Origin of the sequence: Amycolatopsis kentuckyensis, assembly GCF_041679295.1 — a bacterium.
Lineage (GTDB): Bacteria > Actinomycetota > Actinomycetes > Mycobacteriales > Pseudonocardiaceae > Amycolatopsis > Amycolatopsis kentuckyensis_A.
Window position 1 is genome coordinate 671,524 of sequence record NZ_JBGDMD010000001.1, and the last position, 11,194, is coordinate 682,717.

The 11,194-nt window shown below is 73.9% G+C and carries 13 protein-coding genes; 9 read left to right on the forward strand and 4 right to left on the reverse strand.

The window, feature by feature from the left end; genetic code table 11:
* The first annotated feature begins 1 nt into the window (after position 1).
* Together ACERZO_RS03060 and ACERZO_RS03065 are read left to right on the forward strand one after the other, a co-directional pair.
* Positions 2-250, forward strand: a complete 249-nt coding sequence (locus ACERZO_RS03060) for a hypothetical protein (protein ID WP_372661298.1) — start codon at positions 2-4, stop codon at positions 248-250.
* Positions 247-2,916, forward strand: a complete 2,670-nt coding sequence (locus ACERZO_RS03065; RefSeq protein WP_372661300.1) for a cation-translocating P-type ATPase — start codon at positions 247-249, stop codon at positions 2,914-2,916. The genes ACERZO_RS03060 and ACERZO_RS03065 overlap by 4 nt, the downstream gene beginning before the upstream one ends.
* Here the strand turns inward: ACERZO_RS03065 and ACERZO_RS03070 are convergent.
* From ACERZO_RS03070 to ACERZO_RS03080, 3 genes are all read right to left on the reverse strand, one after another.
* Entirely contained in the window at positions 2,798-3,259 is a 462-nt protein-coding gene (locus tag ACERZO_RS03070; RefSeq protein ID WP_372661304.1) for a hypothetical protein, read from the reverse strand. The genes ACERZO_RS03065 and ACERZO_RS03070 overlap by 119 nt on opposite strands.
* A gap of 74 nt (positions 3,260-3,333) precedes the next feature.
* Positions 3,334-4,989 (reverse strand): SulP family inorganic anion transporter, encoded by a 1,656-nt coding sequence (locus tag ACERZO_RS03075; protein ID WP_372661306.1) that lies wholly within the window; start codon positions 4,987-4,989, stop codon positions 3,334-3,336.
* Entirely contained in the window at positions 4,986-5,396 is a 411-nt protein-coding gene (locus tag ACERZO_RS03080) for an ArsR/SmtB family transcription factor (protein ID WP_372661309.1), read from the reverse strand. The genes ACERZO_RS03075 and ACERZO_RS03080 overlap by 4 nt, the downstream gene beginning before the upstream one ends.
* Positions 5,397-5,637: 241 nt before the next feature.
* Between ACERZO_RS03080 and ACERZO_RS03085 the strand changes: the two genes are divergently transcribed.
* The 3 genes from ACERZO_RS03085 (at position 5,638) to ACERZO_RS03095 (ending at position 7,866) form a co-directional block, all read left to right on the forward strand.
* The gene (locus ACERZO_RS03085; protein WP_372661312.1) at positions 5,638-6,207 is read left to right on the forward strand and encodes a hypothetical protein; all 570 of its coding nucleotides are present in this window, start codon (positions 5,638-5,640) and stop codon (positions 6,205-6,207) included.
* Positions 6,208-6,342: 135 nt separating this feature from the next.
* Positions 6,343-7,224, forward strand: coding sequence for a universal stress protein (locus tag ACERZO_RS03090; protein WP_372661315.1), 882 nt, complete (start codon positions 6,343-6,345; stop codon positions 7,222-7,224).
* A 12-nt stretch (positions 7,225-7,236) separates the two neighbouring features.
* Positions 7,237-7,866, forward strand: coding sequence for a CBS domain-containing protein (locus tag ACERZO_RS03095; protein ID WP_372661318.1), 630 nt, complete (start codon positions 7,237-7,239; stop codon positions 7,864-7,866).
* On the opposite strand, the gene ACERZO_RS03100 is transcribed toward ACERZO_RS03095, so the two are convergent.
* Entirely contained in the window at positions 7,842-8,036 is a 195-nt protein-coding gene (locus tag ACERZO_RS03100; RefSeq protein WP_372661321.1) for a GNAT family N-acetyltransferase, read from the reverse strand. The two genes, ACERZO_RS03095 and ACERZO_RS03100, sit on opposite strands and share 25 nt — an antisense overlap.
* Positions 8,037-8,367: 331 nt before the next feature.
* Here ACERZO_RS03100 and ACERZO_RS03105 point away from each other — a divergent pair, with 331 nt between their 5' ends.
* The 4 genes from ACERZO_RS03105 (at position 8,368) to ACERZO_RS03120 (ending at position 11,161) form a co-directional block, all read left to right on the forward strand.
* Positions 8,368-9,165, forward strand: a complete 798-nt coding sequence (locus ACERZO_RS03105) for a universal stress protein (RefSeq protein ID WP_372661324.1) — start codon at positions 8,368-8,370, stop codon at positions 9,163-9,165.
* 11 nt (positions 9,166-9,176) lie between these two features.
* A complete protein-coding gene (locus ACERZO_RS03110) occupies positions 9,177-9,764 on the forward strand; it encodes a CBS domain-containing protein (protein WP_372661327.1) in 588 nt (195 codons plus the stop codon).
* Between the two features lie 238 nt (positions 9,765-10,002).
* Positions 10,003-10,281 carry a DUF1918 domain-containing protein gene (locus ACERZO_RS03115; protein ID WP_372661330.1) on the forward strand — a complete coding sequence of 93 codons (279 nt, stop codon included), beginning with the start codon at positions 10,003-10,005 and terminating at the stop codon, positions 10,279-10,281.
* Positions 10,265-11,161: a universal stress protein gene (locus ACERZO_RS03120; RefSeq protein ID WP_372661333.1), complete on the forward strand. Its 897-nt coding sequence runs from the start codon at positions 10,265-10,267 to the stop codon at positions 11,159-11,161. The genes ACERZO_RS03115 and ACERZO_RS03120 overlap by 17 nt, the downstream gene beginning before the upstream one ends.
* Positions 11,162-11,194 lie beyond the last annotated feature (33 nt).

The window sequence follows — 11,194 nt, forward strand, 5'->3', positions numbered from 1 at the left end:
CGTGAGGGGCTTGACGATCGGCGTGGAGGAAGAGTTCGTGCTGCTGGACGCGCGGACCGGAAAAGTCGTTCCGGAGTTCCTGCGCTTCCAGATCGAGACGGTGACGCGGGTGTGCGGCTCGCCGGCCGAGGTCCGCGCGGACCTGACCCGGCTGCGGCACCGGGTGAGCGAGACCCCGGTGGTGTTCGCCGCCCGGCTGGCCGCGGCGACCCGCGGAACGGACGACGAAAGACGGGAGGCGGCGCGGTGAGCTCCGGAACGGTGATGGACACGAACGAGTTCCACGCGCTCCCGGTGGCCGCGGTCGCCGAGCGGCTGGGCGTCGATCCGCGACGCGGGCTGAGCGCCGAAGAAGCCGAAGCGCGGTTGCGCCGGTTCGGAGCCAACACCGTCAGCGTTCCCGCCGGACCGCGGCCGCTCCGGCGGTTCCTCGTGCAGTTCCACAACCCGCTCATCTACGTCCTGATGCTGGCGGGCGTGGTGACGTGGGTGTTCGGCGGGCACGTCGACGCCGGGGTGATCGCCGGGGTCGTGCTGCTGAACGCCGTCGTCGGGTTCGTGCAGGAGTCGCGGGCGCAGCGGGCCCTGGAAGCGCTGTCCACCATGGTCCCGGTCGAGGCGACCGTCGTCCGCGACGGCGTTCCGCGGCGGATCCCCGCCGCGCGGCTGGTGCCGGGTGACGTCGTGGAGCTCGCCGCCGGTGACCGTGTGCCCGCCGATGTCCGGCTGGCGGAGGTGCACCTGGCCGAGGTCGACGAGTCCGCGCTGACCGGGGAGTCGGTGCCGGTGGTCAAGTCCGCTGACCCGGTACCCGCGCCGGCCCCGGTCGCCGACCGCACCGGCTCGGCGTACTCGGGGACGCTGGTGACCCGCGGCCAGGCGCGCGGCCTGGTCACCGCGACCGGCGGCGCGACGCAGCTGGGCGACATCCAGCACCTGGTGGCCACCGCCGAAGTCGTCACGACGCCGTTGACGCGCAAGCTGGCCCGGTTCTCGCGCCGGCTGAGCGTGGTGATCGTCGCGGTCTCGGCCGGGGCGTTCGCGCTCGGCGTCGTGCGGGGCACGCCGGCGCCGGAGATGTTCACCGCCGTCGTCGCCCTCGCCGTCGGCGCGATCCCCGAGGGCCTGCCGGCCGCGGTGGCGATCGTGCTGGCCATCGGCGTCGTGCGGATGTCCCGGCGCGGCGCGATCGTCCGGCACCTGCCCGCGGTCGAGACCCTCGGCGGCACGACGGTGATCTGCACGGACAAGACCGGCACCCTGACCCGCAACCGGATGACCGTGACGACCTTGGCGGCGGCGGGCGAGCTGGTTCCGTTGGCACGGGCGGGAAGCGCGCTGCGGGAGTGTCTCGTCGCCGGCGTCCTGTGCAACGACGCCCAGCTCGACGAGGGTGATCCGACGGAGATCGCGCTGCTCGCCTCGGCGGTCGAAGCGGGGCTGGATCCGGCCGCGCTCCGGGCCGCCGCGCCGCGCACGGAGACCGTCCCGTTCGAGTCCGAAACCCGGACGATGACCACTGTCCACAAGGGAACCGCCTACCTCAAGGGTGCCGTCGAAGAGGTCGCCGCCCGCTGTGAGACCGAGCTGCGGCCCGGAGGCGGCGAACGTCCGCTCGACCGGGACGCGCTCGACCGGCTGCACCGGACGCTGACCGGGCAGGGGCTGCGGGTGCTCGCGTTCGCCCGGCTCACGCCGGCGCCGGTTTTGCTCGGCCTGCAAGCGATGCAGGATCCACCGCGACCGGAGGCGATCACCGCGGTCGAGGCCTGCCGCAGCGCGGGCGTCGACGTCAAGATGATCACCGGCGACCACGCCGGGACGGCCCTCGCGGTCGCCGGCGCGGTGGGTCTCGCCGATTCGCCGCGGGTGCTCACCGGAACCGACCTGACGCGGCTGCCGCCGGCGGAGTTCGACGACGCCGTGGCGGACACGAGCGTGTTCGCGCGCGTGTCGCCGGGGCAGAAGCTCGAACTGGTGCAGGCGCTGCAGCGGGACGGGCACGTCGTCGCGATGACCGGGGACGGGGTGAACGACGCCCCGGCGCTGCGCCGCGCGGACATCGGGGTCGCGATGGGCGCCGGCGGGACGGACGCCGCCCGCCAGGCCGCGGACATGGTCCTGACCGGCGACGACTTCGCGTCGATCGAAGCGGCCGTGCGGGTGGGCCGCGGGGTGTTCGACAACCTGCGGAAGTTCATCGCGTGGACGCTGCCGGCGAACATCGGCGAGGGCATGGTCGTGCTGGTGGCGATCGTGCTCGGCGCGACGTTGCCGATCGTGCCGGTGCAGATCCTGTGGATCAACATGACGACGGCGGTGTTCCTGGGGCTGACGATGGCGTTCGAGCCGACGGAGGCCGGCGTGATGCGGCGCCCGCCGAGACCGCCTTCACGGCCGTTGTTCACCGCGGCGCTGCTGCGCCGGGTCGTCCTCGTCTCGCTCCTGCAGGTGGTGGCCGCGTTCGCCGCGTACCGCCTGCAGCTCGGCTCGGGCGCGGCGATCGAGCAGGCGCGGACCACCGCGATCAACGTGTTCGTCGGCGTCCAGGCCGCTTACCTGCTCAGCTGCCGCTCGCTCGACCGCCCGGTGCTGCGCGCGTGGCCGGGGCACAGCCGGATGTTCGCACTGGGGCTCGGGTTGACGGCCGGGCTGCAGCTGGTGCTGACGTACCTTCCGGTCATGAACACGGCGTTCCACACCGCGCCGGTGAGTGCGGCGTCGTGGCTGTGGGTGCTGGTGGCCGCCGTGGTGGCGTTCGCGGTGGTGGAGGCGGACAAGCTGCTCTGGCGGCGGTTCAGCGGGGCGGTGGGGCGGGCAGACCGGCCGCGAGCAGGGCTTCCCAAAGGGGTTTCGCGTCGAACCGGCGGGAACCGAGTCCTTCGACGAACTGGCAGCCGTAGCCCTCGGCGGTGAGAGTCGTGGTCCGGCCCTGGGCGTCGCGGAAACGGAGTTCGTAGCTCGGGCCGAGTTCGAGGGTGCAGGCGACGTCGGACGGTGGGGTGGGCAGGCCGCACGCGGCCGCGGCGACCTTCCCGATCGCGGCGGCGTCCGTGGTGCGGGTTTCGGCCGGGGTGCGGCCCGGGGCACTCGGCAGGCCGGAGGGGAGCGCCGGGTACTGCGGGCCGTCGACGACGAGCTCCCCGGGTGCGTACGACGGGGAGCAGAGCGCATCCCCGGCGCCCGGCTCGTCGCGGCCGCACGCGGTGGCGCCCAGCAGGAGCAGGAGCACGCCCGGGATGGCCGGCAGCTTTCGCATGGGACCTCCTCGATCTCGTCGCTTCCCGGACGGGACGACCAGTGCGCCGGGTTGCACCGCGGCCGCGTCGACGGTCAGCCGGGCGACGGAGCGGGGACGGCCCGGGCGTGGAACCGGGCGTGCGCGACGGCGTCGTCGAGGTTCGCGAAGAGGTGGTCTTCGTGCCCGAGCCGGCCCAGTGCGCCGGTGGCGGCGAGCACGTGGCGGTGGCGCTCCTGGACGCCCTTGACCAGCACCGTGACCCCGCTCGCCTCGAGCTCCTCGATGGTGTCGCCGAGGGCCCGCGCGCCGGTCGCGTCGAGCAGGTGCAGGCGGGACAGCCGGAGGATCACGACGCGGACGTCGCCGGCGGCGTCGGCGATCCCGGCCAGGACGCGTTCGGACGCGCCCCAGAACATGGCGCCCTCGAACCGGAACAGCGCGATGTGCTCGTCACCGGCCGCGGCGGCACCGGGCAGCGGCTCCCGGCGGGCCCCCGCGGCCCGGGCGACGGTCCGCAGGGCGAAGAACGCCGCGACGACGAGGCCGATCTCGACGGCGAGGATGAGGTCGGCGGCCACGGTGACGATCGCGGTGACGGCGAAGGTCACCGCGCTGGACCGGCTCGCGCGGACCACGTCGCGGATCGTGCCGACGGGCGCCATCCGCAGGCTGGTGACCATCAGGACGCCGGCCAGCGCGGCCAGCGGGATCCGGGACACCAGCCCCGTGGCGGTGTAGATCACGGCGAGCACGACGACGGCGTGCACCACGGCGGCGAGCCGGGTCCGCGCGCCGGACCGGACGTTGACCGCCGTGCGCGCGATCGCGCCGGTGGCCGGCATCCCGCCGAACAGGCCGCTCACGATCGAGGCCAGCCCCTGCCCGACGAGCTCGCGGTCCGGCCGCGTCGGCCCGACCGGCGGGCCGCCCCGGGTGATCGCCACCGCGACCCGGGCCGAAAGCAGGGATTCGATCGCCGCCAGGGCGGCCACCGCGACGGCGCCGCCGGCCAGGTCGCCGATCGTGCCGGGCGTGAACGACGGCAGGGTGGCGTCGATGGAGCTCGGCAGCGCCCCGATCCGCGGAACGGGCACGTGCAGGAGCTCGACGGCGACGGTCGCCACGGCGACCGCCACCAGGGACGCGGGAAGCCCGCGGTGCAGCCGCGGCAGGACGAGCATGATCACCGCGACCACGGCGACGGTGGCCACCGTCCAGCCCACCTCGGACCCCGCGCCGGCCACGGCCGCCACCGCGGCCAGGAACGGGTTCTGCCCCGCGGCCGCGGTCGTGCCGACGGCGGCCGGGACCTGCTGCAGGAAGATGATGCACGCGATCCCGAGCGTGAAGCCCTCCACGACCGGCCAGGGCAGGAAACCGACCAGCCGGCCCAGCCGGGCCGCGCCGGCCAGGAGGACGAGGACGCCGCCCATGATCGACACGAGCGCCACCGAGGAAGCCCCGTGGGCCGCGACGACCGGCGCCAGCACCACGGCCATCGCCCCGGTCGGCCCGGACACCTGGACGGGCGAGCCGCCGAAGACCGCGGCGACGATCCCGGCGACGACGGCGGTGACGAGCCCGGCCGCGGCGCCGGCGCCAGAACTGACGCCGAACGCGAGCGCCAGCGGGAGCGCCACGACCCCGACGGTCACCCCGGCGAGCACATCGACCCGCACGACCGAAGGCCGGAAGTCGTAGTCGTCACGGGTGGGAAGCAGGGCTTTGACCGCTTCGAGTCCTCTCACACGCGTTCCGCGACAGCGTCGAGAACGGCCTGCGGGCTCGCCCCGGGAAGCGGTGGCAGACGGCGGGCCAGGCGAAGCTGATCCGACCCCGGTTGAAGGCTCGCCAGCAGGAAAGCGCGGGCGACGACGAGCAGTTCGGCGACGACGGGCTGCGCGAGCCAGTACTCCACGGCGTTGCCGGTGCGCGTCGAGGTGACCACCCCGCACCGGCGCAGGACGGCCAGGTGCTGGGAGAGCTGGGAAGCCTCGCACCCGGTCACGTCGAGCAGCTTGGTCACGGGGGCGCCCTCGTCGCCCGCGGCGGCCAGCACCTCCAGCACCTGGATGCGGGTCGGGTGCGCGAGGCACTTGAACAGGTCGGCCTTGATCCGGTAGAGCGGCTCGGTCGTGCGGGACCTCGCGGGCATCGGCTGCACCTCCTGGTTTGATGACTATATCAATCCATCAATCCAGGGTGGGCGTGGGGCTCAGAGCCGGTCGCGGCGTTCGAACAGCGCGTACAGCGCTGCCGAAATGATCAGGAGGGCGAGCGTCGAAACCCTCGGGCAAGAGGAGGTGAACCGGCGAACCGGTTGCGTGGCGCAGTTCGCTGCCGTCGGCGTCACTTACCCGATGGCCGAGGGACGCTGTGATCGTTACGGTCTGCCGATGGGGTTCACCGAGCGGGCGCGCAGGGTGCGTGACGGGCGGCTGGCGCATGGCCGGCGGGTCGCGGCGTTGTGTTCGTGCGTGGGGTGGTACCACCCGATCGGCCACCGGGCGACGTTGGGCTTCCTCGGTGAGGTGGCTGGGCCGTACCAGCACCACGAGTCGGCTCTGCTGCGGGCGCTCGACGCGTTGGAGGCCAGTCGCGCGGTGTGGCGCGAGGAGGTCGCTTCGTACCTCGATGCACGCGTGCGGCAGAAGCGGCTCGGCCGGCGCGTGCCCTCGTCCGGCGATCCGCCACCGGGCAGGATGGGCGGGCACTGGTACGCCTCGGCCCCGGACGTGTCGCGCCGCGCTGCGCTGCACGCGCTCAAACTGTGGGAGCGGGACCCGCGGCCGGACTCGGCGACCCCGGAGGTGCGGTCCATCGTGCGGTGCTGCATCGCCACCGGCGGGCGGTTGACGGACGAGCAGCGGGACATCGTTTCGCGCCGGCGAACGTCGGACGAGATCGAGGAAGTCCGCTGGCCGATCACGCTCGTGGCGTCCGCCGGCGGTGTGCTCCGGGCATGACTCGCCCGGCGGCATCGCGGAACCGCGGCCAGGAGCGGCCGAAGGTCACTCGGCGCGGGGACGAACGACCGCAGCGGCCGCCTTCGCGGGCGACCTACCGTCGGGTTCACGAACTGGAACCCGGAGGGAAACGTCATGGGCGCAACCGGAAACCCGCCGATCGTGGTGGCCGTGGACGGCTCGGAGAGCGCCGGGGCGGCCGCGCTGTGGGCGGCCGGGGAAGCGGCCCGCCGGCACGCTTCGCTGCTCGTCTTCACCGCCTACGGCTACGAGGACACCTCGTTCGGCGGCAAGGCCTACCCGCCGTCGGACTGGCTCGCGGTCAAGGAAGCGGAAGCCGACCAGCTGCTGCGGCAGACGCGCGCGAACCTCGAAGCCGCCGTCCCCGGCTTGGAGATCGCCACCGAGGCCAGTGCCCGCGGCCCGGCGCCCGCGCTGCTGGAGGTGTCCGGCCGGGGCCGGCTGCTCGTCACCGGGGAACCCGTCGGCCCGATCGCCGGCCTGTTCAGCGGTTCACCCGACGTCGACCTCGCCGCCAAGGCGCACTGCCCGGTCGTCGTCGTGCGCGGGACCGAAAGCGTCGACGGCCCGGTGGTCGTGGGCGCCGACGGCAGCCCGCTCAGCGAAGCGGCGATCGCGTGGGCCTTCGAGGAAGCGTCGCTGCGCAACGCCCCGCTCGTCGCCCTCTACACCTGGCACGACGGCGACACCGCCGGCTTGTTCAGCGACGGCAACGTCGCGTTCCAGGGCGAATCCCTGCGGGACTCCGGTCAGCGGCTGCTCGCGCAGCGGCTCGCCGGGTGGCAGGAGAAGTACCCGGACGTCCCCGTCGAGCGCCGGGTCGAGCACGACAAGCCGCGCGCCCGCCTGCTTGCGGCGAGCCACGGCGCGCAGCTGGTCGTCGTCGGCAGCCGCGGCCGCGGTGGCTTCACCGGCCTCGTCCTCGGCTCGACGAGCCAGGCCCTGCTCCACCACGCCGCCTGCCCGGTGATGGTCGTCCGCACCGAGAACGCCTGAAGGAGTACCACCATGACCACGGTTTCCGCGGTGATGACCGCCGACCCGATCACCGTCTCCCCGCAGACGCCGTTCAAGGACATCGCCGAGCTGCTCACCGGCAACGGGATCAGCGCGGTCGGCGTCCTCGGCAAGACGGGCGAGCTCGTCGGCGTCGTCTCCGAAGCCGACCTGCTCCCGCACCTGTGGGAGGACCCGAAGCCCCGGTGGCGCGACCGCCGGCTGGCCCGCAAGGCGACGGCGTGCACCGCGAAGGACCTGATGACCAGCCCGGTCGTGACGATCGGATCCGAGGACTCGCCGGCGACCGCGGCGGCGAAGTTCGCGCGCACCGGCGTGCGCCGGTTGTTCGTGCTGCGCAACGGGAAACTGGTGGGCGTGCTGTCCCGCCGTGACCTCGTGCGCGTGTTCACCCGCGGTGACGCGGACCTCGAGCGCGAGGTCCGCGAGCGGGTGCTGCGCGACCAGCTGAACCTCGGCCCGGACCGCGTGCGCGTCGAGGTGCGCGCGGGCATCGTGACGGTGGTGGGCCGCGTGGAGCGACGGAGCGACATAGACCCGGTGACGCGGCTGATCCAGGAACTGCCGGGCGTGGTGGAGGTGCGCAACCGCCTGGACTACGTCTGGAACGACGTGGCCTGAGCGGTGCGGCCGGCCACGGCGCTGCGCCGTTCCACCAGGACGACGTCGCGCCACCGGCCGTGGTGGCACCCGATGCGCCGGCGGACGCCGACCTCCCGCAACCCGGCCCGCTCGTGCAGCTTCCGGCTCGCCGAGTTCTCGGGGAACACCCCGCTCCGGACGGTCCACACACCCGCGGCTTCGGTCGAGGCGATCAGCGCGGTGAGCAGCGCCGGGAGGAGACCGCGGCGACGGCGGTCCGGCCGAGGACGTCGTCGGCGCCGCCGAGGGCGGTGAACCGATGCGCCGGCAGGTGGGCCGGCGTCCCAGGAGGACCACCCGGGCGCGGTGGACTCGAAGCTCGCGTTCCCGGTGTCGAGGCCGGCTTGGAGGATCGCCAGGACCTGCTCGGCGTGGGCTTCGAGGACAGGCGGATTTGGTCCCCGGCGAAAGGGACTTCGTGCTCTGACCGGCGAGTACCCGCCCCGCTCATGCTGACTCCCCGGACCGCAGGAGGACCCGATGACCGCGACCAGGAACCGCCCGGTGCTCGTCGGCGTCGACGCCTCGGCGCCGTCGCTCGAAGCTGTTCGCTGGGCCGCGAGGGAGGCATCGCGCCGCGACACGACGCTGCGGCTGCTGCACGCGTGCGTCTTCGACGACGAGCCCCCGCGGCAGCACGACGAGCTGCTGCTCGAACACATCGACCGCCGGCTCGGCCGTGCCGCCGAAATCGCCCGTGACCGGGCCCCCGGGGTCCGGGTCGAGACGGCGGTCCGGCTCGGTCTGGCCGTCGACCTGCTGCTCGAGGAGGCGGCCGACGCCGCGCTCGTCGTCCTCGGGTCCCACGGGCTCGGCGGCCTGCGCGGTGCGCTGGTCGGCTCGGTGGCCCTGCGCGTGGCGGCGGAGGCGCCGTGCCCCGTCGTCGTGGTCCCCGGTCACCAGCCGATCCGGACCGGGCCCGTCGTCGCCGGGGTGGACCGGTCCGAGTCGAGCGAACACGCGCTGCGGTTCGCCTTCGACGCGGCCGACGCGGCGCGGGCGCCGCTGCTGGTCGTGCACGCCGGCGACGACCCCGCCGAGCGGCAGGAGCTCGAAGCACGAGTCGCGAGCTGGACCGGCAGGTACCCGGACCTCGAGGTCTTCACCCAGGTCGTCGAGGACCGCGTCCCGGAGCGGGCCCTGCGGCACGCGGCTCCCGACGCGCGGCTGGTCGTCGTCGGCACGCGAGGCCGGGGCCCGGTCGCCGGCGGGGTGCTGGGCTCGACCGGGAACGCCCTGCTCGCGCACGCGCCCTGCCCGGTCGCGATCGTGCACTGAAAGGAGCCGAAGTGAAGGCACGCGACATCATGACGAGGCCCGTCGTACGGGTGGGCCCGGGAACTCCGGTCCGGGAAGCGATCGTGCTGCTCACCGAGCACTGCGTCGCGGCCCTGCCGGTGGTCGGGGCGGAGGACGTCGTCCTGGGGATGTTCACCGAAGCCGACGCGCTGCGCAGCGGCGTGGCCGGGGAAGGACCGCCGGCCGAGGTCCTGGTGGGCGCGATGATGACCACCCCCGCCCAGACCGTGGAGCTCGGCACCGACGTCACCGAAATCGCCCGGCGCATGCTCGGCGACCGGCTGCGCAGCATCCCTGTGGTCGACGACGACGGTGCGCTCGCCGGCATCGTCAGCCGCCGCGACATGCTCAGCCCGCTGGTGCGCCAGGACGACACGATCGCCTCGCACCTCAACGCGCTGCTGACCGACTACTCCAGCCACCGCGACCGGTGGACGGTCTCCGTCGCCGGCGGGATGGTGACGATCCGCGGAGGCTACGTCGACGAGGCCGAGCGCCGCGTCGTGACCGCGCTGGCGAGGACGATCTGCGGCGTCGTCGGCGTCGAGCTGTGGGAAGAAGCTTCGGTGCGGACATGAAGGTCCTCGTAGCGGTGGCCACCCGGCAGGAGCCACCAGGGAAATCGCCGAAAGCGTGGCCGTCTACACGGGACACTGGCTCGACCCGGCCCGGAAGCTCGCGGAGTCCTTTTCGGACGAACTTCGGCGGGTCCCCGTCCGGCTCTTCTCCAGCGGCCGACCGGCGAGTGGACTCGCGGCGCCCGCCGGCACCCGCCGCGCCCGAATCATCCATTGTGGACAGTTGAAAGGAACGTCCATGCACGCACAACCGGGCGACTGGCTCGTCGTCAAGGGCCCGCGGGTCGACGCGCCCGAACAGCGCGGCCGGATCCTCGAGGTCCACTCGGCCGACGGGTCCCCGCCGTACGTCGTCCGCTGGACGGCCGACGATCACGTGTCGACGGTCTTCCCCGGTCCCGACGCCGTCGTGCCGACCGCTGGCGGGGAGCAGGCGGCCGAGGACCGCGCGCGTGCCCGCGTCGACCGGGTTCAGCGCTACATCCACGAGGAGGACGGTCATGTCCGCGTTCGTTGACGGCGCGGTGGTCGCCGGAATCGACGGCTCGTCGTCCGCGGTGCGGGCCGCCGTCTGGGCCGGCGGGGAAGCCGCCCGGCGCGGCCGCCCGCTGCGGCTGGTGCAGGTCTACACGCTGCCCCAGGTGAGCGCGCCGGTCGCGTTCGGCACCCACGAGCAGGTCCGCGCCGGTCTCGCGCAGCGTGCCGAGGAGTGGCTCGCCGCAGCGGAGGCCGCGGTGCTCGAAGCGCATCCCGGCGCCGACATCGTCACCGCGGCGCGGGAGTGGAGCCCGGTCACGGCGCTGATCCAGGAGTCGCAGCACGCGGACCTGATCGTGCTGGGTTCGCGCGGACTGGGCGGGTTCACCGGGCTGCTCGTCGGTTCGACGGCGGTTTCGATCGTGGCGCACGCGCACTGCCCGATCGTCGTGGTCCGCGGCCGCACCCCGCACGACCCGCCACCGGACACCGGGCCGGTCGTGGTCGGTGCCGACGGCTCGCCGGACAGCGAAGTCGCGCTGGCGTTCGCCTGCGAGGAAGCCCGTCTGCGCGGCACCGGGCTCATCGCGGTGCACACGTGGAGCGACGTCCTCGCCGACGGCATGCTCCGCCCGCACCCGCTGCAGGAAGACCCGGGGGCCATCCAGCAGGCGGAACGGGACAAGCTCGCCCAGCAGGTCGCGGTCTGGCAGGAGAAGTACCCGGACCTCCCGATCGAGTTCGACGTCACGCGCGGGCGCCCGGTGCGCACGCTGCTGGACCGCGGCGAGCGCGCGCAGCTGATCGTGGTCGGCTGCCGCGGCCGCGGCGGGTTCACCGGCATGCTGCTCGGCTCGACCAGCCAGGCCCTGATCGCGCACTCGCCGTGCCCGGTGGCCGTCGTCCGGCCGCGGCCGTGACCATGGTGCGGACTCGCGCCACGACGTCGGGTC